Here is a 25650-nt window from a genome sequence, read left to right as displayed (position 1 = left end):
GATGCAAACATTTCCTTTGAATTACTTTTCTCATTTAAATAGTCCTAGACGTCTATTTGCTGGTAGAAGACAGTTGTCATGGCCTAAATTGAGTCTGATCTTTCTTTTCTTGGTCGCGTTGATGGTTATGCCGATTACCATGTATTATACCAATCAGGTAAAAGCAATCCCTATGGAGCAATTTTTGACAGTTCACCAACTAATTGATCAAGATGGAGTAAATAAATTTTCAGAATTACCCATGGAGAATGGGCAAATAAATCACTCACCAATAACGATTTATCAGAATAACGAAATACTGATTGGGTCAGGATTGACGAAAGAACAAAAAAACGAAAAAAACGCCTTTATTGATTTCGCAAAAAATCATTGGACAATCCAGCAAAAAGAACAGGGGCGTATAAGAACCTATCAAATGAATTACCAAGCGTCTTTCAATCCCGAATCAGTCCGAACGCCACAAGAGTTTCAAGCATTTTTAGAACAGGAATTTTACGCCAGTAATCGTCCAATGATTATTTTATCTTATAGTATGAGTTTAGGAATCATCTTATTAATAATGACTAGCTTCATTTTATTTGGTGCTTCTTTCTTTTTATGGCTAACTAGAAAGAGTCGTTTTTCTTCCATCCAAACATTCAAAGAAAGTGCCAATTTAATGTTGAATGTGATTGGAGTTGGCTCCATTATTGCCACGATTGTTGGATTCTTTTATTTTGATTTTGTTTTGATGTTAGGTATTCAATCAACTGTTTCAGTTCTTTTATTGCTATGGATTTTTGCTAAAACTGGCTTTAAAGATGAAGTCAAGGCCTAAAATCATCAACTAATTATGAGAAATTAAATGTGAAAATAATGAAAATTTGATAGGTAACAAAGATTTTTTTCTGAAAAATACCCTTCTGAGTTGATTCTTTTAATTTTTAGTATTAACGTTAAATAGTAGCAATTCTAAGGAGGAAAATCATGTTAGAAAAAACAGTATATAATCAATTATTTTCACGTTCTTTCTCCCTTCCAGTCGAAGTTACTTACTGGGATGGTACGACAAAACGCTATGGAGATACTGACAATCCTCCCCAAATCAAAATTAAGATCCATGAAGAAATACCAATGAAAGAAATCACAAATAACGCCTCTCTAGCTCTAGGTGAAGCTTACATGGATCATCGTATTGAGATTGAGGGAAGTATTCAAGCGTTGATCAACGATGCTTACCAACAAGCAAACAGCTTTTTAAGAGGGAGCGACTATTTAAAATGGCTTCCTAAAAAGCAAAAACACACAAAAAAACAAAATCAAGCAGATATTCATGCACATTATGATCTAGGAAATGATTTTTATGAAATGTGGCTAGATCCAACATTAACCTATTCTTGTGCTTATTTTGAGACACCTGAAGATACATTGGAACAAGCCCAAATCAATAAAGTTCACCACATCTTAGATAAACTTTTTATCAAGGATAATGATACGTTATTAGATATCGGTTGTGGTTGGGGAACCTTGATGTTTACAGCTATCAAAGAATACAATGTAAAAGCAACTGGTATTACCTTGAGTGAAGAACAATATAACCATATTACTAATCGGATCAAAGAAGAACATCTGGAAGATAAATGTCGGGTCTTATTAATGGATTATCGTGATCTAAAAGATGAAACGTTTGATCATATTACAAGTGTCGGGATGTTTGAACATGTGGGAGCAGACAACTTAAAAGAGTATTTTGGTGTCATCCAAAAATTACTAGCTCCTAAAGGAACAGCGTTGATTCACGGTATTACTCGTCAGCAAGGTGGGGCAGTTAATGCTTGGATCAACAAATATATTTTCCCGGGTGGATACATTCCAGGATTAGCAGAAATCGTAACAGATATTACGGATAATGATTTACAGTTAATTGATTTAGAAAGTTTGCGCCGGGACTATCAGCTTACTTTAGAACATTGGACAAATAATTTCCATAAAGTACAAGACAAGGTAACAGAAACTATGGGCGATTCCTTCTATCGAATGTGGGATCTTTACCTTCAAGCTTGTGCAGCATCTTTTGAATCAAGTAACATTGATGTTATCCAATACTTACTTGTTCAACCAAGTAATAATGATCTTCCAATGCATCGTGCATAAGGGGAGAAACCTAATAAAAAATATTAATTAAGATTCGCATGAATAGAGGCTTTGAAAGAAGCAACTCCTCCCTTATTATTGAGGAGTTGCTTCTTTCAAAGCCGTGAATCAGAGGTCGTAAAAACATCGGGTAGCTCTGATGACAATAAGAAAGAATTTTTTGAAACAGCTTCTCATGTTTTGAAAAATTCAGGCTTATTTCAAGGAGCTGATGTTTGAACACCGTTTATTCGTTTTTAGAGATACTAGAAGAGACTGAGACAACTTTTGTCCCAGTCCCTTTTTTATTGTGAAAATGTCTATTGCTCTCTAACATATTTTTTTGATTTTTTATTAGCTAAAAAATGAGATGATTATCGAGCTGATTTTGCCAATAGAATAGAACAGATATTGAAAGAGCAACCGTGCTAAACTGTATTTTTTGATGAATGAAAATGAAAAAATTATGATAATCAAAATTGCATAGACTATATGTGTCGTTCAATAAAGTGAAAAAAGATTTTCCATCAGTTCTCACTCTATGTATATAATCATTAAGTACATGTTGTTATTTTTTATCTATATTTAAATAAAAAACAATACATATATTTTCGTTGTTATAAAAGCATTTATAGAACTATAAATAACAATTGTTTATAAATAAATCGTTCATCAAACCTCCATATTGTGATATTATAAACATGAGCTGTGGGTGGCTAGTTTACTCAAGTTCAAGTAAAACAAGGGAGGTGAAAAGAGTGGAAAAAATTCTTATACCATTAAAACAACATGTAGGCGCTTCATCAAAGAGTATGGTAAAAATAGGCGAATATGTGCAACGTGGACAAAAAATTGCTAAACCAGATGGATTAGGAGCAAACATTCATTCTAGCTTTTCAGGCGTTGTATCAGAAGTAACCAACGATCAGATTGTGCTAAAGATTGATGAAAAGCAAAATTTTTCAAGTTATCTTCCTATTCCAGAAACATCCTCTTATATTCAAGCAATCAAAGAAGCCGGAATTGTCGGAGCTGGTGGAGCTGGGTTTCCGACAGATATAAAATTATCTTGTGAAATACCAGAAGGCATCTTTATCGCAAATGGTGCAGAATGTGAAGCTTTATTACTTCACAATGTAAAGCAAATGAAAAGTCAAATCAAACAATTGATTCGTGGAATAAAGTATTGCATGAGCATTACGAAAGCACCCAAAGGAATCATTGCCGTTAAAGGAAAACATCGAGAGTTAGTCATACAATTGTTAAAGTTTACCAACAATGAACCGACAATAGATGTTTACCAATTACCTGACATCTATCCTGCAGGCGATGAACGTGTAGTGATTCGTGAAGTGTTGAACATCACTTTAGACCCTGGTCAACTGCCAATCGAAATCGGAGCAGTAGTGGATAATGTTGAAACAATTAAACGCATTGTCGAAGCGATTGAACAGCGAAAACCATTTATTGATAAAGATCTTACGGTATCTGGTCGTGTAAAACAAAAGAAAACAGTCTTTAAAGATGTCCCAATTGGAACACCTGTCAAGCAATTAATTGATCAAGTTGGAGGTTTTATTGAGCCCCATGGAGAAATTGTGATCGGTGGACCAATGACTGGTCATAGCGGCACGGAAGAAACCCCCATTACGAAAACCAGCGGAGGGGTATTGGTTGCTATGCCATTTCCTCAAGAACATCGAAAAATAGGACTATTACTTTGTGAATGCGGCGGTTCAGAAGAAAGAATGACTGAAATAGCTGAAAACATGGGTGCTGAAGTTGTTGCTACACAACGCTGTAAGCGAATGGTAAAAGTGAATGGAAGATATAGATGTACCTTGCCAGGTATATGTCCAGGACAAGCACAAACAGTCTTTGCTTTGAAAAAAGCAGGTGCTGAAGTTGTGATGACTGGAACTTGTTCTGATTGAACGAACACCGTTATTGGTGTAGCTCCTAGGTTAGGAGTTCCGGTTTATCATCATACAGATCATGTACTTCGGGCAGATGGGCACAGACTATATCGTAAATTACCTACAACGAAATAAATTTAAATTTTAGGAGGATTTAACGAATGTCTATTACGGCTGAAACTGCCCAAGAACATGCAAAAGATCTAGCTGTACTCTGTTGTCGTGCGGAAGCAGGCACAGTGATTACGCCAGAAAATCTAGAGGACCCCGCAATTTTTCTTGATCTGGAAGAATCAGGGTTACTTGAATTTTCTGAAGATGTGTTAACAATTGAACAAGTACTTGGTACAACATTAAAAGAAACAACGGATGCGTTGATTCCATTGACAAAAGAATTACTGGAAGGTGTATCTGAAGGAATGAAAGAAGTTCATTTAAATGAAAAAAAAGAAGTTGAGACTTCTGAAACAATTGCGACGCCAATTCAAACTGCTTCATCTTCTGTAACGAGTGGTCAGACTATTAAAATTCATATTGCTGAAGGAAAAGGAATTGATTTAGAGCTTCCTTTAATGATGGCTGCTCAGTTAACCGAAACGGTAAATCCTGCACCGGAATCAATAATTCCTGAGCAAGTAACGCCAGTAATACCAGCGCCGGTTTTGGAAAACTCAAATCAGGTGAAAGAAAAAGTGATTCGTTCTGTACGACATGATCATCTAAAAATTGATCAGGTGATTTTTGGGGAAGAAACAAAAATCGAAGGAACAACTTTAATTTTACGAAAAATGACAGAAATTTGTGCTGAAGCAGTTGAACTGGAACAGCTCGTTGAAGATATGACTTTAGAAATCATTACACCAGATAAATACACTGAATATAGTGAAACGATTATGGACGTTCAGCCAATTGCCGCAAAAATTGAAGGCGATCTTGGGCATGGAATTACTCGAGTACTGGATGGTGTCGTCATGGTTGTTACAGGGACGGATGCTAATGGAGTTCAAATCGGTGAATTTGGTTCTTCTGAAGGAGAATTAGATCGTAACATTATGTGGGGACGTCCTGGAGCACCAGATAAAGGAGAAATCTTTATTAAAACCCAAGTGACAATCAAAGAACACGCGAATATGGAACGTCCGGGTCCGCTAGCCGCTCACAAAGCTTCTGATTACATCACTCAAGAAATTCGTGAAGCCCTCAAAAAAGCGGATGAATCATTGGTGATACATTCAGAAGAAATTATACAGAAACGTCGAATTGGCAATAAGAAAGTTTTGATCATCAAAGAAATAATGGGGCAAGGTGCGATGCATGATAATTTGATTATGCCCATCGAGCCAGTTGGAACATTTGGCGCAAAACCAAATGTTGACCTTGGCAATTTGCCAATCCTATTGGCACCAACAGAAGTATTAGATGGAGGAATCCATGCGTTAACTTGTATTGGACCGGCTTCGAAAGAAACTTCACGCCATTATTGGCGGGAACCGCTTGTTAAAGAAGCAATGGCAGATGAAGAAATTGATTTAGTCGGTGTTATGTTCGTCGGCTCTCCACAAGCGAATACTGAAAAATATTATGTTTCAAAACGTTTAGGAATGACTGTCGAAGCCATGGACATTGATGGTGCCATTGTAACCACTGAAGGTTTCGGAAATAATCATATTGATTTCGCTTCTCACATGGAAGAAATTGGAAAACGTGGAATCAAAGTGGTTGGCGACTCTTATAGTGCTGTTCAAGGAGCCTTAGTTGTTGGTAATTCTGAAATGGGCGCAATGGTTGATAATAATAAATCAAAACAAGGGATTGAAAATGAAATTTTATCAAATAATACCTTGTGTAGAGAAGACGCCATTCGTGATTTAGCTATGTTAAAAACGTTAATGGGTGGAGGAACAATTAAACCAGCTGAACGTAAATGGAATCCGAATGTCAAACAAAACAACATTGAGATTATCGAAAAAACAACAGGAAGAAAAATAGACCTGGAAGAAAATGAGCAATCTTTGCCGAAAAGTAAAAAACGTCAAGAAATTTATGAAAAAGAATAAAATAAGGTGCAAAATGGATAGATTCGAAAAATTAAAGTATATCTCTACTGAACAAATGTTTGAAGGGATACTTGTTGAAGTTCGAGATGCGAGCGTAACTATTGATATCAAAGGACGACTAGGTCAATTAAAAATTCCGCGGCGCATGATTATTTCAGAGTACGATTTAAAAATAGGACAAGAAGTTGGATTTTTGATGAGTTATCCAGAGGTTTTGGAAGAAGCAGCCAATACTCATTACGTGGAAGCAATCACAGAACATGAACGTCGACGTTTAAAAAATCAACAGAAGAAAATAAAAATGAGAGAGGAAAATGAGTAGATGAGTTTAACAGTATTCGAAGGATTACAGTCAGAAATTTTTGTACCAATCACACCCAAATCCGTCTTTACGCCCGTTAAAAAAGAGCTGAAAGAAATGCGGATTGCTTTGGCAACGGCAGCTGGTGTCCACTTAAAAAGTGATACACGCTTTAATTTGGCAGGAGACACAACGTATCGTGAGATTCCAGATGGAGTACCAAGTGAAGATTTAATGGTCTCACATGGTGGATATGACAACGCAGACGTTAATCGGGATGTCAATGCAATGTTTCCGATTGACCGATTACATGAATTAGTAAAAGACGGCTTTATTAAAGAAGCTGCCCCTGTACATTATGGCTTTATGGGAGGCGGCGGTGACCAAGATGCCTTTAATGAACAGACGGGACCAGAAATCGCACAAAAACTCGTGGAAGAAGAAGTTGACGCAGTTGTTTTGACTGCTGGTTGAGGGACCTGTCATAGAACTGCCGTGATCGTGCAGAGAGCAATTGAGGAAGCAGGGATTCCTACTATTTTAATCGCCGCATTACCACCAGTAGTACGGCAAAATGGTTCACCTAGAGCTGTAGCACCACGTGTACCGATGGGCGCTAATGCCGGAGAACCACATAATATTGACATGCAAACGGGTATTTTAAAAGATACTTTAGAAAGCCTAGTTTCAATTGAAACACCAGGGAAAATTGTGCCATTACCTTATGAATATATCGCTCATGTGTAAAGAGGGATCAGCATGCAAGGAGAAACATTAAAAATGAAAGTTTTCCATATGGAAAAAGTTTCCATAGGAAATCAATTTAAGCTTGATCACAATCAACTACAGATAAAAACTGAATTTGATTGTCTGTGTGAGGATGTCAAATCCTTGACGATCCGATTGTTAGAACCCCATCAGTTAGACCTCAACACAAATACTATCATGGATATTTTACCAATTTCTGCTAAAGTATTAGGCGTTTTGGGGACGGGTATCACCCATACATTAACGGGAGTGTCGGTCATAATGACCGGCACAATCGATGAGGGTGAACAGCTCCATGAGTTTGGTTCTTCAGATGGTGTATTGCGTGATCATTTATTTTTAAATCGACCGGGCACACCTAACGCAGAGGATTACATTATTTTGATTGACTTACTTGTCAAGAAAGGAACACCTTTCGATCGTGAGTTATGTTTAAAATTGTTTCGGATAGTTGACAATTATCTGCAGGAAATCCGAGAACAATTAAAGTTGCTAGATGGTAAGGAAGCAACGGAAACACATGTCTATGAAGAAATAAGAAATCCGGGAAAGCCAAAAGTGACGTTGGTCAAGCAGGTAGCTGGCCAAGGTGCGATGTACGATATGTTATTATTTCCAGATGAACCTAGTGGGTTTAAGGGCGGTCATTCGATTATCGATATGAATAATATGCCCATCTTTTTATCTGCCAATGAGTATCGTGATGGTGCCATTCGTTCAATGGTCTAATTGTTAGAAAAGGGGATTTTTATGGGAATAGGACCATCAACTAAAGAGACTTCGATGCACCTTTTTAAAGATCCTTTACTGGATGTTTTAAGCAAAGATCCTGACATTGATTTCCAAGGTGTTATTATTATTGGCACGCCTCAAAGCAATGAAATGAAGCATCTAGTCGGACAACGAACAGCTACTTGGCTAGAAGCGATGGCTACAGATGGCGTTGTTTTATCAACAGATGGTTGGGGAAATTCAGACATCGATTTTGCCAATACCCTAGAAGAAATAGGTCGTCGTGGCATCAGTGTTATTGGGCTCAAATTTATTGGGAAACAAGCCAAGTTTGTCGTAGAAAATGATTATACAAAATATGTGCTGGATTTTAATAAATCACAAGCAGGGATTGAAACGGAAGTGGTTGGAGAAAATACGATCACTTTCTATGATGCAGTTAAAGCGCTCGCTTTTATAAAACTAAAGATGCGTAAAGATAATCAAAAATTGAAGTAACGTGGAGGTTAGTATGAAAGTATCAAAAATGATATCAGTAGTAGATACCCATACAGCTGGTGAAGCCGCTCGGTTAATTGTAGGAGGCATTCCTAAATTTCATGGAAAAACGATGGCGGATAAAAAAATATACTTGGAAACACAAGCAGATGATTTACGTAAAATGCTAATGCATGAACCACGAGGGCATAAAAATATGTTCGGGGCTTTTATTTGTGAACCGGTTCATGATGAGGCAGACTACGGGATTATTTTCATGGATTCTGGTGGCTATTTAAATATGTGCGGTCACAACACCATTGCGGCAATGACAGCAGCTGTAGAATTGGGCTGGGTAGATGTAGGAGAAGGCACCCGTGTGGTTAAAGTAACGCAAGATACACCTGCGGGGATTGTTTGCGGAGAGGTTCGTCTGGATGAAGATTACTCTGCGGAATCAGTCTCTTTTGAAAACGTGGAATCCTTTCTATATAAAGAAAATGTGGCAGTGAGTGTGCCCGATATTGGGACAGTTCATGTGGATATTTCTTTTGGCGGAAGTTTTTTTGCCATATTAAAAGCCGAAGAAGTTGGTTTAACAATTGAGGCGAAGAATGCGTCAAGATTTACTGAAGCAGGTCTAAAAATCCGCGAAGCGATTAATCAAAATATCGAGATCCAACATCCCCGATTAAAACATATTAAAACCGTTGACTTAGTCGAATTTTATGGTCCTGCTAAAAGTCCTGAAGCTACTTATCAAAACGTCGTGGTATTCGGGGATGGACAAGTTGATCGTTCACCTTGCGGAACGGGAACGAGTGCTAAATTAGCAACTTTGTATGCAAAAAATGAGTTAAAAATTGGTGAAAGTTTTGTCTATGAAAGTATTTTAGGAACGATGTTTAAGGGAGAAATTACAAAGGAAACACGTGTAGGAAACTATCAAGCGATTATTCCCAAAGTGACGGGATCTGCTTATATTACAGGATTTAATCAATTCCTTGTCGATCCTAAAGACTCATTAAAAAATGGATTTTTACTTGATTAAAATACACGGTATAACCATCCAAAATGTGAATTAAATTCTCTAGTCCTAGCCATTTACAGATGGTTACACAAAAAATGATGGGTTAGTAAAACTCTGCTTACTATTAAGGAGGTATCATGGTACAACTACTGTTGGGTTTATTAAGCGTTTTATTACTCTATTTCTTATTCTTTTTTGTTCTCGACTTACTTGCAAATAAAGGAAATTGGGGTGGAGGAAATTATCTTATTTCTGGAACAATTGGGTTAATTACCGATTTTTTAGATACATTAGGGATTGGTAGTTTTGCGCCAACAACCATGTTACTAGAATTTACCAAGCAATTAGATAACGATCGACAATTACCAGGAACGCTCAATGTGGCACACTCTATTCCGGTAATCATTGAAGCTTTTATTTTCATTACTGTTGTTAAAGTATCACCCATTACTCTGTTTTCATTAGTTGCAGCAGCAATTGTGGGTTCGTTTGTGGGTTCGAAAACAGTCAGTAAGCTACCTGAAAAAAAGGTGCAGTTTTTTATGGGGCTTGCTTTGATTGTGACAGCAATTTTAATGGGGCTAAAACAAGCTGGAATGCTGGATCTCTTAGGCTCTGGAAATGAAGCGACTGCTTTAACAGGTCTTAAGCTAATCATCGGCGTCATCGGTAATTTCCTTTTAGGTGCATTAATGACGATTGGCGTAGGTTTATATGCACCATGTATGGCATTAGTATACATGTTGGGGTTAAGTCCGCTTGTTGCTTTTCCTATTATGATGGCTTCTTGTGCAGGATTGATGCCCGTTGCTTCAGGTAACTTTATTAAATCTGGTGATTATGCGCGTAAAGTTAGTTTGGCAATTACGATTGGTGGAGTGATTGGGGTAATTATTGCTGTTAAATTCGTCACAAGTTTAGATTTGAATATGCTGACTTGGGTAATCATTGCTGTAATTATTTACTCAGGAATTACATATATGCGAAAAGGAATGTTTTCTAAAAAATAGAAAAGCTTAATCTAGTAGCAAAATGTGAAGGAGTGGAAAGAACTGTACAGCCACTTCTTCATTTTTAGTACACCAAACTAGCATAGTTATTTTAATGATTTGCCCGCTATTTTCTGATTGTTGGTATAACTATAGAAGATGAAGCAGTAAGCAGTAGAGGAAAAGTCATCAATTATTACACTATATGAAAAGGAAGTGGATGCCAATGAAAAAAGAAATCGAACAATTAATTATTTGTGGTGGATGTAACGCTAAGATTGGTCCTGGAAATTTAGGAAATATTTTAGCAGACCTCCCTAAATCCCAAGATGAAAAATTGTTAGTGGGCTTTGATGCAACAGATGACGCAGCCGTTATCAAATTGACCGATGAATTAGCAATTATTCAGACGTTAGACTTTTTTCCTACTATGGTGACAGATCCTTATTTATTTGGCAAAATTGCTGCTGCCAATGCGATGAGTGATGTTTATGCGATGGGAGGGGATGTATTATCTGCCTTAAATATTGTTGCTTTTCCTGAAGAAAAAGAACTACAGGTTTTAAAAGAGATTTTAAGAGGTGGGGCTGAAAAAGTTCAAGAAGCAGGTGGAATCTTAGCAGGTGGGCACTCAATCCATGATCGTTCAGTCAAATATGGACTTTCTGTAACTGGCACAATTCATCCAAACAATATTTACAAAAATAATACTTGTCAAGAAGGAGATCACTTAATCTTAACAAAACCTCTAGGTGTAAGCATTATTACCATTGGTTATAGCGCCGGGGCAATAACCAAAGAAGGGTTTGCCAAAGCAACAAAAAGTATGGAAACCTTAAATAAATATGCGATGGCTATCATCAGAAAATATCCAATCACTAGTTGTACCGACGTAACAGGATTTGGGTTAGCAGGACATCTTCATGAAATGTTACATGACAATTTTTCAGCTGAAATCTATTCAGAAAAACTGCCATATTTTGAAGAAGCTTATGAAGGAGCAAAAGCCTTTCTTTTTACTGCTGGAGGACAACGAAACCGAAATTTTATGGAAAAAAAGATGGCCTTTTATGTCGATGACTTAGGGATCGAAGAGTTGCTATATGATCCACAGACATCTGGAGGATTATTGGTAAGTATCCCGGCTAAAGAAGCAAAAAAATTAGAAGAAGAGCTGAAATCAGCCAATATCTTAGCCAAAGATTTTGGCGTTGTTACGAAAAAAAAGACAGCAGAAATCATGGTTTATTAAGAAAAAAATTGTTCGATTAGTCTAACAAACTGATCCCATGATTAACTACACATGGAAAGGAGAATCAAAATGGTTAAAATTAACGCATTGGGAAAAGTATGTCCCCTTCCAGTGATTGAAACAAAGAAAGCTTTGGAAGAAAACGATACAGTAGAAACAACTGTCGATAATGAGATTGCTGCACAAAACCTAAAAAAAATGGCGGGACAACTAGGTTATGATTATCAAGTAGAGCAAAATGATGCACAATCGTTTACTGTACGTATCTCCAAGAAAAAAGGAGAGGTAGCTTCTATTTATGAACAAGAACTTACAAGAGAGAATGATATTGAAGACAATTATATAGTTGTTGTCGACACGAATACGATGGGGCAAGGGTCGAAAGAATTAGGGAAACAATTATTAAAAATGTTTATTTATTCTTTAACCGAACAACCTGATTTGCCCGAAAAAATCATTTTCTACAATGGTGGGGTCCATTTAGTAAGCGACAACTCGGATTCCTTGGAGGATTTACAGATTCTTGCGGAAAATGGGGTAGAAATTTATGCTTGTGGAGCCTGTCTTAACTATTATAATCTCAGTGAAAAATGTAAAGTCGGTGAAGTGACCAATATGTATCATATTGTTGAAATGATGCGACAATCTAAAAAAATCATCAAACCTTAAGGAGTAAACAATGAAGTCATATGGAGTGGTATTATTTCATTCGACACGTGAAGCAATGAGAGCTGAGCTGATGTGCCAATCAGCTAAACTATCTGTAAGAATCATTCCTACACCCGAAAAAATATATCTTAGCTGTGGTTTTTCTTTAAAATTTCCGCTAGAAGCTGAAAATCAGATACGTCATATTTTAGCTAAAAATAATGTGTCATCAGAAGGTTTTTATAAAGCGCTTCAAGTTGGATTGGATGTAACGTATTACTTATTATAAGGGGTAAAAGAAATGGCAAATATTGTAATTGGAACAGCTGGGCATATTGATCATGGAAAAACAACATTGATCAAAGCGCTGACTGGAATAGATACTGACACAACAAAAGAAGAAAAAAAAAGGGGCATGTCGATTAATCTAGGATTTGCTTACTTAAATTTACCAAATCAACAACGTGTGGGTTTCGTAGATGTTCCTGGCCATGAAAAATTTATTAAAAATATGGTTGCTGGACTACCTGGTCTTAATCTTATTTTATTAGTCATTGATGCTAGTGAAGGAATCATGCCTCAAACAAAAGAGCATATTGATATTTTGAATTTATTAGGAATCCACCATTTTTTAATTGTATTAACAAAAATTGATACGATTGATGCTGAATTGAAAGAACTAGTCATCGAAGATATACGTGATCAATTACTTCACACGCCTTTAGAAAAAACGGAAATAATTGAAACCGATGCCATTAGCGGAAAAGGGATCAAACAATTACTAAAAAAAATCGAAGCCTACACGGAGCAAACATCAGAACAAGTAAGTAGTGGAACACCAAGGTTAAATATCGATCGGGTTTTCAGTGTAAAAGGCTTCGGTACAGTAGTTACAGGCACTTTGCTGGAAGGTGAACTAACCGTTGGAGAAAACTGCTATCTCTACCCAAATAAGCGAAAAGTTCGGATAAGAAATCTGCAGGTACATGAAAATAACGTTCAAAAAGCATATGCTGGACAACGAACTGCTATCAATTTAGCAAACATTACCCGTGAAGAAGTCATGCGAGGGGATGTTCTATCAACCGCAGATTCTTTAGAGGAAAGCTGGATGTTGGATGTTAAGGTATCTTGCCTGGCAGGGACGGATGGGGGAATTAGTCTATGGGATCGGGTAAGAGTGCTGATCGGAACAAAAGAAGTAATGGCTCGTACTGTTCCATTAGGATTAGATTGGATTGGACCAAACGAAGAAGGCTTTTTGCAGTTACGATTAGAAGAAAAAGTTTCTGTAAAAGAAAAAGATCGTTTTATTCTACGCTCTTATTCACCCATGCATACGATTGCTGGAGGCGAAGTCTTAAACGCCGTTCCCAAAAAACATCGCCGATTCAAGCAGGCGATTTTAGAAAGCTTAAAAGCAAAAGAAAATGGCAATCTAAACAGTATAATAATTGATTTTATGTTAAATAAGAAACAGCCATTTACAGTAGAAAAAGAATTGTTGACCTATCTGGGTGTCACCCTTGATCAACTAAGCCATTCATTAGAAGAACTACAGGATAAAAGTCAAATCTTCTTTACCTCTTGTGGATTTTTACTTTATGAAAGATACCAACAACTAGCAGGAAAAGCACAAAAGATCTTAGAAGAGTATCACAAAAAATATCGTCTACGGGATGGTATGCCTTTAGAAGAATTTCGTTCTAAAATACGAAATGGCTTGACCGAAAAAGAAGTTTTCGTCTTGATTCAATTATTAAAAAAATTCAACGTAATCAAAGAACAACAGAAACGATTATCTGTTTATGATTTTCAAGTACAATTTAATAGCTATCAACAAGTCGCCAAACAAAAAATTGAACGTTACCTAAAAAACAGTGGTTATATGCCGATAAAAAAAGAAGAGTTATCCCTTTTAGACAAAAATGCTGAAGAAGTATTGGAAGCTTTAGATGACAACAGCGCTGTTTTTTTAACCCACGAATATGTTCTGTCAGGAAAGATTTACCAGCAAGCTATTCAACAAATCCAGACTTATATCAAGAAAAACAAGAAAATGACACTGGCTGATTTTCGTGATATGACAAACTCGAGCCGAAAAGCTTCCATGCTTATTCTAGAATCAATCGATAAACTCGGCATCACGAAACGAGTAGAAAATTATCGGATTTTAGGGAAACAAGAAGGAGACTAGTATGACTATTTATTTAGATAATGCAGCTACGACAGTCCAAAAGCCGGTTTGTATGAAACAAACAATGCTGGATGTGCTTGAAAGTGAGAGGTATGGCAACCCAGCTCGTGGCGCTCATAGCTATTCCATTCGTGCTTATCAATTAATAGAAATGGCAAGAGATACACTAAAAAGTTTTTTTCATACCGGGGATTTATATGAAATTATTTTTTCTGGAAGTGTGACTATTGCTCTTAATGCAGTATTAAAAGGGTTCATTCAAGCTGGTGATCATGTATTGACCACAAGTTGGGAACACAATTCCGTGCTGCGACCACTCTATCAATTAGAAAAACTAGGCGTTTCCTACGGAATTATCAGTAGTCATCCGATCACTGGACAGTTGAATTATGAAGAATTTACTGAAAAATTAAACGCAAAAACCAAAGTAGTGGTCTGCAATCATGCAAGTAATGTGACAGGGAATCTTTTAGATATTGAATGGATAAAACGTTTTTGCCACAAACATCAGCTGTATTTAATCTTAGATATTTCTCAAACAGCTGGTCATCTACCAATTGACTTAAGTGATGGGAAGGTCGCAGCGGCTTGTTTCACTGGACACAAAGCGTTACATGGACCACAAGGAACTGGGGGCATCTGTATTCACAAAAAACTGAAACTTACACCGATAATAACTGGTGGTGATGGTATGAAGTCCTTCTCTAAGGAGCAGCCGGATGAATTGCCAGCAATGTTGGAAGCTGGGACAGCAAATGTGCCAGGAATTGCTGGATTAGCAGCCAGTGTAGGTTGGCTAATGTCCCAAGAGACACCATCATTGGGAAACTACTTCTACCAAGAAGCGACGAAGATTTCAGAATTAACGTTTTATGGAGATTTCACGAAAGAGCATATAGACGTTTTTTCGTTGAATATCAGATCTGCAGAATCAGCTTTAATCAGTGACATTCTGTGGGAAGAGTTTGGCATTGCCACACGTTCAGGTTACCATTGTTCACCGCTAATACATCAAGATTTAGGAACTAAAAATACTGGAACTGTTCGAGTATCCTTATCCCGTTTTACAACAGAAGAAGAAATAGAAAAAACCATAAAGGCGTTGAGAATAATTGCAAAACGATAGAAAGCAGGTAAACGATGGCTAGAGAAATACAACGACGATTAGCAGATTTGCCTTCAGTGGATCGTTTATTAAAAACTCCTGAATTGCAAATGTTAGAAAGAAAGTATTCTTACGGATTAGTCAAACAACAGGTACAAAGTGTTTTAGAGCAAACTAGAAAAACTGTTTTAAAAGAAGAAGTGTTACCCCCAACGATTGAAGAACTCTGTATTCAAGTGATTGAAAAAGTGAAACAACGAACATATTCGTTACAAAAAGTAATTAATGGGACAGGTACGATTCTGCATACAAATTTAGGACGTTCCTTACTTAGTAAAAAAATTGAGGAACAATTAAAGACAATAAGTTTTTCCTATTCAAATTTAGAAATGGATTTAACTAGTGGCAAGAGAGGTACTAGATACAATCATTTAACGCATATTCTAAAAAAACTTACTGGAGCAGAAGACGTCTTAGTGGTGAATAATAACGCAGCAGCTGTTATGTTAATTCTTGATACTTTGGCTACTGATAAAGAAGTATTGGTTTCTCGAGGGGAACTTGTTGAAATGGGAGGGTCCTTTCGTATCCCAGAGGTAATTACCGCAACAGGTGGGAAAATTAGAGAAGTAGGGACAACCAATAAAACGCATATTAGAGATTACCAACAGGCTTTGACTTCTGAAACTGGAGCGATTTTAAAAGTCCATACCAGTAATTATCGAATCATTGGATTTACAGAAACTCCTCACTTATCAGAGTTAGCTCTCTTAGCACAAAAACATCAAGTCCCGTTAATCAATGATCTGGGTAGCGGTCTACTCATTGACATGCGCCGCTTTGGCTTACCGTATGAACCGACTGTTCGAGAAGTAATCGAGCAAGGGTGTGATGTGGTCTCCTTTAGTGGAGATAAATTATTAGGCGGACCACAAGCCGGAATTATTGTAGGTAAAAAAACGTATATTCAGAGGATGAAAGAAAATCAACTACTGCGTGCATTAAGAGTCGATAAAATGACTCTAAGTGCATTAGAAGCAACTTTAGAACTTTATCTTGATGAAGAAGAAGCCATTCAATCCTTGCCTACTTTGCAAATGCTATCGGATAAGATCGAAAATTGTTTGAATCGAGCCCAAATATTAGCTGAAAAGTTAAAAAAAATCGAGCAACTCGAAGTCGCTATCGAAAAAGATTATAGTACGGTTGGTGGTGGAACGTATCCAGAAAGCTTATTACCTACCTATGCAGTAACAGTAAAAAGTAAGCGATGGCATGCGGAAGAGCTGCAACGAAGACTAAGAAAAGGAATTGTTCCAGTGATTAGTCGGGTAAAAAATGAGCGAAACTATTTAGATATGCGCACAATTTTTGAAGAAGAACTTCATCAGGTGTTCGTCAGTTTAGAAAAGATTTTTTGTGAGGAAATAACATGAAATTAAAAAGAGAATTTGTGGTTGTTTCACACTGCATCTTGAATCAACATGCGGTGATACCTGGATGGGAACGGGCTCGTGGTGCTTTTCCTTTGGCCATTTCTTTATTAAATCAAGGCGTTGCGTTGCTACAATTGCCTTGTCCTGAATTTTTGACCTTAGGAAAAGAGAGACCACCAATGACTTATCAAGAATATGTTGCTATACCAGGCTATCGTCAAAAATGTCAAAGTATGTTGCAACCAGTCATTCAACAAATCAAAGAGTATCAAGCGAATGATTATCGCTATTTGGGAATCATCGGGATCAATGAAAGTCCTAATTGTTCCATCTCAGCACAGCGAGGCGTACTTATGGAAGAGTATTTTGAATTATGTAAGAATCATGGGATTGTTAATCCTTATTTTGAAGTTCCAACTTGGTATACAGAAGAATCACAAGGCGATTTATATCAGAAATTAAAACTATTTTTAGAAGGAAAAGTAAACGATGAATAATAAAATGAAAATATTGACTTTATGTGCAATGGCCGTTGTTTTAAATGTTGTTTTAGGTGAGGCTGTTTCACTAATGAAAATCCCCTTATTATTTTTAGATACGATGGGAACGATTTATATTTCAACCAATTTTGGTATGAGTTATGGGGTAATGACTGGGATTGCCACTAATTTATTAATGGGGATCATCAGTGGACCGTTGGCTGTTCCTTTTGTATTCGTAAATATTGTTGTAGCAATTATCTGTTCTTTACTAGCGAAGAATGGATTTTCTTACAAAAAAGCGCTAATAGCAGGGGGACTATTAGCCGTTGTTTGTCCAATGATCGGTGCGCCGATCCGTTTAGCTTTATTTGGTGGTTTTACCGGTTCAGGAACGGACATCCTCATTTTTGCTTTCAAGGCTTCCGGTAAAGAAATGATCACTGCAACTTATTGGGCAACTGTTGCAGGAAATATTGTGGATAAGATGCTTTCTTGTTTACTCGTTGCTTGGTTTATGAAACGTTTACCGCAACGTATCCTAGTAAAATAAAAAGAGAACAACTAACAGATATTAAAGCTAGTCAAGTCTTTTATAACTACAAACATTCTAGCATTTGATATTGATTGAACAAACGAAAAATGTTAGAATGTTTTTATTAGGGGAGTGGATGGGTTCTGGTGTTCCCTCTGGTCTTCAAAACCAGTATGAGGAGTTAAGAGCTTCTTGGGTAGGTTCGATTCCTACACATTCCCGCCAATTGAATACATACAAAGCTAAAAACATTGATACAGAGCCGTTCTGTTGATGTTTTTAGCTTTATTTTTTTGTCGCCACTGCATTTCCACTGCATTTGATTATTTTTCGGGGTAGTTCATTGCTTGATCACTGTTTTCATCAAGTATAAGAAAGGAACATTCTGCTTCTCGCTTTTTATCAACGCTCATGTGATTAAAATCACATATTAGTCTCGACATGGCTATTTTTCCATGCTATATTTAATTCGAAAAGAAGAAATTAAAATATAGATGTGCGCATCTACTACATAAAAAGACTTAATTATTAAGGATTTTTATCGTCTTTCTATTAATTCCCACATAGTTAAAGTTTTTATATGAATGCGCCGGAAAGGAATGAGAGCTTGATTTCATTTGAACACGTTTCAAAGTCTTTTGGAGGTACCATGATCCTAAATGATCTCAATTTATTTATACCAAAAGGTAAAATCTTTGGTATCATTGGACGAAGTGGTGCAGGAAAAAGTACAATGATTCGTTTAATAAACGGATTAGATCAACCAACAAAAGGTAAGATATCTCTATCAAAAGATGTGAAAAGCAGCACAATATTTCAACATTATGCCTTATTGCATTCAAAAACTGTCGCTGATAACATTCGACTTGCTCTGAGATTTAGCAAAGTCAATAAGCAGGAATACGACAAAAGAATTGAAAACGTTTTACGTTATGTATCGATGATAGAGAAAAAAAGTACATATCCCTCCCATTTATCTGGTGGGCAGAAACAACGAGTGGGGATTGCTAGAGCGTTAGTAACGGAGCCTTCGCTTTTATTATGCGACGAAATTACTAGCGCTCTTGATCCAACCGCTAAAAAAAGTATTCTAAATTTGTTAAAAAAAGTGAATGAGGAACTAGGAACCACCATCATTTTAGTCACCCATGAAATGGAGGCGATAAAAGAAATTTGTGATGAAGTGGCTGTCATTGATTCAGGAAAAGTTATTGAACAGGCAACAACCAAAAAAATGTTTTTAAGTCCTCAAAGCAATTTAGTTCGTGAATTTTTAGCCGATATGATTTATCCTAAGTATCCAAAAAAAGAATCGATTTCTTTTAATTATGTCCTATACTTCCTGATGAATGCCACAAATTATGCTCGTTTTCAAGAAAGTAAAATAGAGGGGACGGTCTATGATATCAAAACCATACATATTAGCGGAGAACGTTTTTTTGCGATGTATTTTCTAACGAATAAAATTCCTGATAATGAATTTATTGACCAACTAATTAGTTATGAGAAGGTGACCGTTGATGTTTGAAATACTTTCATCAGAAATCATTCTCAAAGCAACTTATGAATCGATTTATATGGTCAGTATTTCTTTGGTGTTCGCTATCGGCTTAGGAGTTCCTTTAGGCATACTATTAGCAGAGACCAGAAAACAAGGTGTTTTAGCTAATTCTCCTATGTACACGGTGTTACAGACGCTTATCAACATCTTGCGTTCAGTGCCATTTATCATTTTATTGGTTGCTATTTTGCCTTTTACTCGCTTAGTTGTTGGAACTTCCATTGGAACAACTGCTGCTATTGTCCCGCTAACGTTATATATTGTTCCCTTTATGGGCCGTTTAATCGAGCAAGCCATTCTAGAAATCCCTCCTACAATTATCGAATGTGCCAAAACTTTAGGGGCAAACCGATTGGAAATCATTCTTTACTTTATTCTACCTGAAGCTCGACCGGCGATTATATTAGCCATTACTAATTCAATGATTGGACTAATTAATGCCTCTTCTATGGCGGGAACTGTTGGTGGAGGAGGAATCGGGGATTTAGCTATTTCCCAAGGCTATCAACGATTTAATAGTGGGATGATTGTTGTAACGGTAGTTATCTTAATTGTTTTAATAAACAGTATCCAATTTCTGGGAAATTATCTTTATCATAAAATTAAATATTAAGGAGTAAACTTCATGAAAAAAATAGTGACTATAGTCTGTCTGTTCGTATTGGTTCTCATTGGGGGTGGTTGTCATTCAAAAGATCAATCATCACACGCTCAGAAAAAACATGAAATTGTCATGGGGGTAACTGGAGGACCGTATAACGATTTATTTGATGATGCGATTGCACCTATATTAGAATCGGAAGGATATACGATTAAACGAATTGAATTTTCTCAATTTATCCAATCAAATACTGCCTTAGGTGAAGGAAAGATTGATGTAAATGTTGCTCAGCACTCCGCTTATATGAATGTTTTCAATAAGGAGAATGGGACTGATTTAGTTCCTTTAGTTGCTACACCCTCTGTTCCGTGTAATTTGTACTCTTCCAAATATACAAGTAAAGAAGAGGTGAAAAAAGGAATGATGATTGGGATTCCCCAAGATCCGAGTAATGCAGCACGAGCCTATGCAGTTCTTGCTAAAGCTGGTTTTATTCAAGTGGATAAACAAGTGAAAAGTACCGACTTGACTGCAAAAGCAATCACAAATAACCCCTATCAGTTAAATATCAAAGAGATGGACACGAACACTTTACCACACGTGTTGGATGACCTTGATTTTGAAGTCATACCTGGAAGCACAGTTGAAGATGCAGGAATTCGAGAACAACTTCATTTGATCGAGCTAGAAAAAATGGTGCCTGAATTACAAATCGTAGCTGCTGTGACAAAAGAAAATGAAAAAACGGATTGGGCAAAAGCAATTAAGAAAGCCTACCAATCAGAAAAATTTCGTACATATATCAATAGTCATAATAAAGATAATTACTGGATCATACCTGACATTTCTGAAACTGAGAATAGCAGCCAATAAAGGTATTACATATTAGCAATTGAAAGGAAGCACTGCGTTTTTACTTAAAACACGTTTTGCTTGTTCGTAGAAGCGGAGACAATTTTTTTCTTATTTTGATTTTTTAGACAAGACTGATTACTTTTTTAGTCTTGTCTTTTTTTGCTATTTAATGATTGATTTGTTCAAAAATGACAGAACAACTTTACTTGTGTATACTTAAATTAAAGTGATTTTTATTCAAGAAAGGAAATAAATTTTATGAAAACTAATGTTATTTTTTGTGGTCTATTCTCATTACTATTATTAGCAGGTTGTCAATCGAATCAGTCCACGCCAGAATCAACGCCAGCTCCAGCGACTACGTCAACAAGTACTGGTCAACAAACAACTTCTTCAACCGAAGCATCAAATCAAACAATGAATTCTGGGACGAATGCAACAAAAGAGATCAAAGTATCTGCACAAAAAGCGATTGAGTTGTTTCAAAAAGAATATCCAAATGCAGCGATTACCAGTTTAGAATTAGATAGTAGTTGGGGAAGTTTCTTCTATAAAATTGATGGTGTTGATGATCAAAATGAATACGAAATGAAGATCAATGCAGCAAACGAAGAAATCCAAAAACAAAATCCTGAGCGTTTAGATCAAGATGAACAAAATGGACAGAAGAAACAAGAAGACGCTTTGGACACAAGTAAACTTCTAAGTATTGAAGAAGCAGCAAAGATCGCTGAAAAACAAGCGGGTGGGGGAACAGCCACTGACTGGGATCTTAGTAAGGAACTTGGTACCACTTACTGGGAAGTGAAAGTGAAAAACGGGAATAAGAGTACTCAAGTAAAACTCAATAGTCAAACAGGAGAAGTTTTAGCAACTGAAAATGATGATTAATTGGCTTGAGCCTATTTGCTTTTGATCGACTTGATGATAAACTAGAAAAAATGATTCATCAAAGGAGAGAATGACTTGACCTTAGAAACGACTTTTTTTAATCATACTTTTGCTAACCCTTTTATGAATGCCTCCGGTGTTCATTGCATGACAACGACAGAACTAGTTGAATTGGAACAATCCAATGCTGGCGCTTTTATCACAAAGAGTTGTACATTGAATGAACGTGCTGGAAATCCAGAACCCCGTTATTTCGATGTACCTCTTGGAAGTATTAATTCCATGGGATTACCTAATCGTGGATTTGATTATTACTTAGATTATGCATTGAACTATGAAAAACAGCAGACACAACCGCTTTTTTTCTCTATTGCAGGCATGAGTGCAGCAGAAAATTTGGAAATGTTGACAATGATTGAAAAGAGTGACTTTCAAGGAATCACCGAATTGAATCTTTCTTGTCCGAATGTTCCTGGCAAACCACAGTTAGCCTATGATTTTGAGGCGACGGAAGATTTGTTGCAACAAGTTTTTGCCCGTTTCACCAAACCATTAGGAATCAAATTGCCCCCATATTTTGATTTGGCGCATTTTGATCAAATGGCTGAAATTTTGAATCAATTTCCTTTAACTTATGTAAATTCTATTAATAGTATCGGCAATGGTTTGTATATCGATCCTCAAAAAGAAGCGGTCGTGATCAAACCTAAAGAGGGTTTTGGTGGACTTGGTGGAGAATATGTGAAACCAACCGCTTTAGCGAATGTCCGTGCTTTTTATACTCGCTTGAAACCAGAGATCAAAATTATTGGTACTGGAGGCATTCGAAATGGACAGGATGCTTTTGAACATTTATTATGTGGAGCAACTATGCTACAAATCGGTACCGAACTTCACAAAGAAGGACCAAAAATTTTTGATCGGATCACGAAAGAACTCGAACAGATCATGACAGAAAAAGGGTATCGAACCATCGATGAATTTAGAGGGAAACTAAAAACGATCTAATCGTTAACGATTCTCTAAGTGATGAAATAAAAGACAACAATAAAAAATAAGCCAAAGAATCCAAACATAGTTTCTCTTATTTTGGAAATCTTTGGCTTATTTTTATGCGATCCGGTGGTTTTAGAATAATAACTGGTGATTAGCTTTTAGTCTATTCGTTGGTTTGCCATGAATAGTACCTTAGCTATTAGGATTCAATAGGTGTATATAATTACTGATAATAGCACCACCGTTTCTAACATGAAGCGTAATCATTCTTTTTGTTTGTTGAATAGAAATATGAGAAAATGGCACAAAGGTATGACAAATAAAAGGAGGGATTTACTTGAAAGATGGCATGGAGATCGTGAAGGGTCTAAAAAAGAAGCAGTTCAGTTACAAGGAATTAGTCAAAGAGGTTAGCCAAAAAGTAGCAAAATTAAATCCAGAATTAAATGCGTTCGTTACTTTTGAAACAGATCAACCGATTAAAGATGAGGCACCAATTCTAAAGGATGAACAGCCTTTAAGCGGCTTACCTTTCCCGTTGAAAATGTTAGGACAGGAAAAGCAAGGTTGGTTAGCTACATCAGGCTCAAAGCTTTTTCAAACTCATCGCTCATCTAGAAATTCAAATTTTGTTTCGCAAGTTGAAAAAATTGGTCTTATCCCACTGGGGCAGACGAATGCACCAGAGTTTGGTTTTAAGAATATCACCGACCCACAACTTTATGGTTCAGCTAAAAATCCTTGGAATCTTGCGCATTCGCCAGGTGGTTCAAGTGGTGGGGCAGCAGCCGTTGTTGCTTCTGGTATTTTACCGATCGCTGGTGCTAGTGACGGTGGAGGATCAATTCGCATACCTGCTTCCTTTTGTGGTCTGATTGGCTTAAAACCTTCACGAGGAACGATGCCAGTTGGTCCTCATGCTTGGCGAGGTTGGCAAGGAGCAGCGATTGATTTTGGTTTGACCATTTCTATGAGAGACACCAAAGCTTTATTTGCAGGACTGCGAAGTATCCATTCAGGAGCGCCTTATCAAGTTTCGCCAGCGGAATGGCAAGAGCATCCACCAAAAAAACGGTTGAAAATTGCTGTTTGCACAGAATCACCGATCCACACAAAAATCAGCGATGAAGCACGACAAGCAGTGACCAATGCGGTGACATTTTTAGCACAAGAAGGCCATGAAATCATTGAAATCAATTACCCTCTTGATGGAAGAGCCTTGATTCAGTCTTATTATCAAATGAATGGAGCAGAAACAGCTAGTATGATTCACTCGATTGAATCTGGGTTAGGACGGTCGGTTGCTCAAAATGAACTTGAACCGATTTCTTGGGTACTACTAGAATACGGCAAGAAGGTTTCTGCAGCGAACTATATCCAGTCACTTCATGTTTGGGATCATGCAGCAATCACAATGGAAGAACTATTTCAAACTGTTGATCTTTTTCTTTCGCCGACAACAGCATTTACTGCTCCAGAAATTTCCACTGATCTTCAAAGCGATGAAATTCGGGCAAAAATGGCTGGAATCAACGAATGCAACGAACAAGAAAGTTTAGCAGTTATTTCTGAAATGTTTGAGGAAAGTTTAAAGATCACGCCTTACACCCAACTGGCAAATTTGACGGGACAACCAGCAATCAGTTTACCCACACATATCAGTGAGGAAGGTCTGCCTTTGGGTATCCAATTCATGGCTGCCAGAGGACGAGAAGACTTGCTCTTTCAAATTGGCGAAATCTTTGAAAATCATCAAAAATTCTATTTACCGCCAAGTTATCAATAATAGTCAGTTGAAGAAAAGCAGTTGGGACTAAGAAAACTTTAGACTCAACTGTTTTTTATCTGGCTGTCAGCTACCTCGTGACGATGTTTTGTCCCATTCATTTCGCAGGATCAAATTGAACAAAAACTAATTCTAAATATTTTTAAGTAAACGATTCAAATAATAATTAACGATAGATTTTTTGTTGGATCTAAGGTAGAATGGGTAGGCGAAAATATGTTCGGAGGTGGAGGAATTGAAAACTCCTTTAACGATCGAGATGGAAACTTCTCTTTATCAATACTGTATCGAACAAGGGGGCATTGTCGTAGAAGAGGTGACCATGCCTGACGAACATGGTATCGTGGATACGTTAAGTTGTCTCACAAAGTTTGATGGTACAAGAGAGTGGCGTTGCTATGAGTTGAAAGTATCAAAAGCGGACTTTCGTTCCACTGCAAAATTATCGTTTGTCGGGAATTACAATTATTTTGTATTACCTCAAACACTTTTTGATGAAGTCAAAGCTGAAATCCCCACTGGTATCGGTGTTTTAGTTTATCGACCTTACGGGATAGCAGAAGAGATGCCAGCTTATGGTACATTCATTATTGCTAAAAAAGCAATGAAGCAACCGTTAGCAGTGGCGGAAGAGGCGCTACTCAACCGTTTTATGGCTTCATTATTTAGAGAAGTAAGAAAAGCCAAACAAATGGAACGAGGCGTCAAATATTTTCCAACTGATCAGTTGTATAAAGAATTAAAAAAACGTTCAGATTCTCAAGATCCATTTGCCAAAGAGCGTTATTATGAACGATTTATTGAGGAAACAGAAAATCAAGCGATCCAAGATTTACAAGCAGAAATCAACGCTTTACAGCAAGATTATGAGAATCTGCGACAAAAGCAGCAAGTTAGACGCTTGCCAACAGAGCCATTGGAGTGAA

The 25650-nt window shown here is 37.0% G+C and carries 25 protein-coding genes and 1 tRNA gene; all 26 read left to right on the top strand.

What is annotated here, in order from left to right:
- The first annotated feature begins 1 nt into the window (after nucleotide 1).
- Nucleotides 2-817 (top strand): maltodextrose utilization protein MalA, encoded by an 816-nt coding sequence (locus IGJ18_RS07155; protein ID WP_053765999.1) that lies wholly within the window; start codon nucleotides 2-4, stop codon nucleotides 815-817.
- Nucleotides 818-966: 149 nt separating this feature from the next.
- Complete coding sequence (locus tag IGJ18_RS07150) at nucleotides 967-2133, top strand: class I SAM-dependent methyltransferase (protein WP_010719132.1); 1167 nt, start codon at nucleotides 967-969, stop codon at nucleotides 2131-2133.
- A 737-nt stretch (nucleotides 2134-2870) separates the two neighbouring features.
- Complete coding sequence (prdC, locus tag IGJ18_RS07145; protein WP_179299865.1) at nucleotides 2871-4163, top strand: proline reductase-associated electron transfer protein PrdC; 1293 nt, start codon at nucleotides 2871-2873, stop codon at nucleotides 4161-4163.
- A 26-nt stretch (nucleotides 4164-4189) separates the two neighbouring features.
- A complete protein-coding gene (prdA, locus tag IGJ18_RS07140) occupies nucleotides 4190-6085 on the top strand; it encodes a D-proline reductase (dithiol) proprotein PrdA (protein ID WP_438843084.1) in 1896 nt (631 codons plus the stop codon).
- A 13-nt stretch (nucleotides 6086-6098) separates the two neighbouring features.
- Nucleotides 6099-6407, top strand: coding sequence for a CBO2463/CBO2479 domain-containing protein (locus tag IGJ18_RS07135; protein ID WP_207427996.1), 309 nt, complete (start codon nucleotides 6099-6101; stop codon nucleotides 6405-6407).
- Nucleotides 6408-7133 (top strand): D-proline reductase (dithiol) protein PrdB, encoded by a 726-nt coding sequence (prdB, locus tag IGJ18_RS07130; RefSeq protein WP_080292465.1) that lies wholly within the window; start codon nucleotides 6408-6410, stop codon nucleotides 7131-7133.
- A gap of 12 nt (nucleotides 7134-7145) precedes the next feature.
- Nucleotides 7146-7883: a proline reductase cluster protein PrdD gene (prdD, locus tag IGJ18_RS07125; RefSeq protein WP_207427989.1), complete on the top strand. Its 738-nt coding sequence runs from the start codon at nucleotides 7146-7148 to the stop codon at nucleotides 7881-7883.
- Between the two features lie 21 nt (nucleotides 7884-7904).
- Entirely contained in the window at nucleotides 7905-8384 is a 480-nt protein-coding gene (locus tag IGJ18_RS07120; RefSeq protein WP_034698007.1) for a glycine/sarcosine/betaine reductase component B subunit, read from the top strand.
- A gap of 13 nt (nucleotides 8385-8397) precedes the next feature.
- On the top strand, nucleotides 8398-9414 hold the full coding sequence (locus tag IGJ18_RS07115; protein WP_034698004.1) for a proline racemase family protein: 1017 nt from the start codon (nucleotides 8398-8400) through the stop codon (nucleotides 9412-9414).
- A gap of 116 nt (nucleotides 9415-9530) precedes the next feature.
- On the top strand, nucleotides 9531-10403 hold the full coding sequence (locus IGJ18_RS07110; protein WP_010737601.1) for a sulfite exporter TauE/SafE family protein: 873 nt from the start codon (nucleotides 9531-9533) through the stop codon (nucleotides 10401-10403).
- A 199-nt stretch (nucleotides 10404-10602) separates the two neighbouring features.
- Nucleotides 10603-11634 (top strand): selenide, water dikinase SelD, encoded by a 1032-nt coding sequence (selD, locus tag IGJ18_RS07105; protein ID WP_081001065.1) that lies wholly within the window; start codon nucleotides 10603-10605, stop codon nucleotides 11632-11634.
- 69 nt (nucleotides 11635-11703) lie between these two features.
- Nucleotides 11704-12303, top strand: a complete 600-nt coding sequence (gene yedF / locus IGJ18_RS07100; protein ID WP_053766006.1) for a sulfurtransferase-like selenium metabolism protein YedF — start codon at nucleotides 11704-11706, stop codon at nucleotides 12301-12303.
- Between the two features lie 10 nt (nucleotides 12304-12313).
- Nucleotides 12314-12571 carry a DUF3343 domain-containing protein gene (locus IGJ18_RS07095; protein ID WP_010737598.1) on the top strand — a complete coding sequence of 86 codons (258 nt, stop codon included), beginning with the start codon at nucleotides 12314-12316 and terminating at the stop codon, nucleotides 12569-12571.
- 12 nt (nucleotides 12572-12583) lie between these two features.
- Nucleotides 12584-14479, top strand: coding sequence for a selenocysteine-specific translation elongation factor (gene selB / locus IGJ18_RS07090; RefSeq protein ID WP_438843083.1), 1896 nt, complete (start codon nucleotides 12584-12586; stop codon nucleotides 14477-14479).
- A gap of 1 nt (nucleotide 14480) precedes the next feature.
- Nucleotides 14481-15605 carry an aminotransferase class V-fold PLP-dependent enzyme gene (locus IGJ18_RS07085; RefSeq protein ID WP_438843082.1) on the top strand — a complete coding sequence of 375 codons (1125 nt, stop codon included), beginning with the start codon at nucleotides 14481-14483 and terminating at the stop codon, nucleotides 15603-15605.
- Between the two features lie 14 nt (nucleotides 15606-15619).
- Nucleotides 15620-17020, top strand: coding sequence for an L-seryl-tRNA(Sec) selenium transferase (gene selA / locus IGJ18_RS07080; RefSeq protein ID WP_438843081.1), 1401 nt, complete (start codon nucleotides 15620-15622; stop codon nucleotides 17018-17020).
- Complete coding sequence (locus IGJ18_RS07075) at nucleotides 17017-17517, top strand: CD3072 family TudS-related putative desulfidase (protein WP_034697986.1); 501 nt, start codon at nucleotides 17017-17019, stop codon at nucleotides 17515-17517. The genes selA and IGJ18_RS07075 overlap by 4 nt, the downstream gene beginning before the upstream one ends.
- Entirely contained in the window at nucleotides 17510-18052 is a 543-nt protein-coding gene (locus IGJ18_RS07070) for a CD3073 family putative ECF transporter S component (RefSeq protein ID WP_010737592.1), read from the top strand. The genes IGJ18_RS07075 and IGJ18_RS07070 overlap by 8 nt, the downstream gene beginning before the upstream one ends.
- 110 nt (nucleotides 18053-18162) lie before the next feature.
- A tRNA-Sec gene (locus IGJ18_RS07065) sits at nucleotides 18163-18259 on the top strand.
- A 424-nt stretch (nucleotides 18260-18683) separates the two neighbouring features.
- A complete protein-coding gene (locus IGJ18_RS07060) occupies nucleotides 18684-19562 on the top strand; it encodes a methionine ABC transporter ATP-binding protein (protein WP_438843080.1) in 879 nt (292 codons plus the stop codon).
- Entirely contained in the window at nucleotides 19555-20208 is a 654-nt protein-coding gene (locus IGJ18_RS07055) for a methionine ABC transporter permease (protein WP_161652411.1), read from the top strand. The genes IGJ18_RS07060 and IGJ18_RS07055 overlap by 8 nt, the downstream gene beginning before the upstream one ends.
- A 12-nt stretch (nucleotides 20209-20220) precedes the next feature.
- Entirely contained in the window at nucleotides 20221-21069 is an 849-nt protein-coding gene (locus tag IGJ18_RS07050; RefSeq protein ID WP_161652410.1) for a MetQ/NlpA family ABC transporter substrate-binding protein, read from the top strand.
- A gap of 240 nt (nucleotides 21070-21309) precedes the next feature.
- Entirely contained in the window at nucleotides 21310-21942 is a 633-nt protein-coding gene (locus IGJ18_RS07045) for a PepSY domain-containing protein (protein ID WP_081127594.1), read from the top strand.
- 75 nt (nucleotides 21943-22017) lie between these two features.
- Nucleotides 22018-22950, top strand: a complete 933-nt coding sequence (locus tag IGJ18_RS07040; protein ID WP_010719146.1) for a dihydroorotate oxidase — start codon at nucleotides 22018-22020, stop codon at nucleotides 22948-22950.
- A 325-nt stretch (nucleotides 22951-23275) separates the two neighbouring features.
- On the top strand, nucleotides 23276-24724 hold the full coding sequence (locus IGJ18_RS07035; RefSeq protein ID WP_207427972.1) for an amidase: 1449 nt from the start codon (nucleotides 23276-23278) through the stop codon (nucleotides 24722-24724).
- Between the two features lie 235 nt (nucleotides 24725-24959).
- Entirely contained in the window at nucleotides 24960-25649 is a 690-nt protein-coding gene (locus IGJ18_RS07030; RefSeq protein ID WP_438843079.1) for a hypothetical protein, read from the top strand.
- The last annotated feature ends 1 nt before the right edge of the window (nucleotide 25650 follow it).

The organism is Enterococcus sp. AZ078, from assembly GCF_051714985.1.
GTDB classification, from domain to species: Bacteria; Bacillota; Bacilli; order Lactobacillales; family Enterococcaceae; genus Enterococcus_B; species Enterococcus_B hirae.
Note: the sequence above shows the minus strand (reverse complement) of the source record. Positions and strands in the feature narration are given on the sequence as shown.